This is a genomic window from Streptococcus sp. HMSC072D07 (assembly GCF_001814835.1).
GTDB lineage: Bacteria > Bacillota > Bacilli > Lactobacillales > Streptococcaceae > Streptococcus.
The window spans coordinates 43,006-43,689 of record NZ_KV818074.1; the positions used below are offsets into that span (position 1 = coordinate 43,006).

The 684-nt window shown below is 45.3% G+C and carries 1 protein-coding gene; it reads right to left on the bottom strand.

The window, feature by feature from the left end:
- Positions 1-684 (bottom strand): SHIRT domain-containing protein (locus HMPREF2991_RS10760; RefSeq protein ID WP_257372006.1); only part of this gene is annotated, 684 nt, incomplete at both ends.

Sequence of the window (684 nt, forward strand, 5' to 3'; positions counted from 1 at the left end):
AGTTCCGCTGACAAACTCGTGAGTTGCCTTATAGGTTGGGGATGGGGTGAATTCCCATGTACCTACAAACTTAACATCTGATCCATTAATTGTTTCCGATGTCTTATCGTAGAACTTGAAGCTCCAGGTACCTTCTGCTGTCTTCACTTCTGTTTTACTTGGCTGAGTTGGAGTCGCTTGACTACCGTCTTTCAAGTCGGTTTGGTCTGCTGGAAGCAAGGTTTTCACTTCTTGTGGAAGTTCTTTTCCTGGCGTTCCGCTGACAAACTCGTGAACTGCTTTATGAGTCACTGTTGATGCTGGGCTCGCTGTAAATTCCCATGTTCCTACAAACTTAACATCTGAACCGTTGACAGTCTCTGAAGTCTTGTCGTATGACTTGAAGCTCCATGTGCCTTCTGCTGTCTTAACTTCCGTTTTACTTGGTTGTGTTGGAGTTACTTGGTTGCCATCTTTCAAGTCTGTTTGGTCTGCTGGAAGCAAGGTTTTCACTTCTTGTGGAAGTTCTTTTCCTGGCGTTCCGCTGACAAACTCGTGAGTTGCCTTATGAGTCACTGTTGGCGCTGGAGTGAATTCCCAAGTACCGATAAAGTGGGCATCTGCTCCATTAATAGTTTCAGATGTCTTGTCATAGGACTTGAAGCTCCATGTGCCTTCTGCTGTCTTCACTTCCGTTTTACTTGG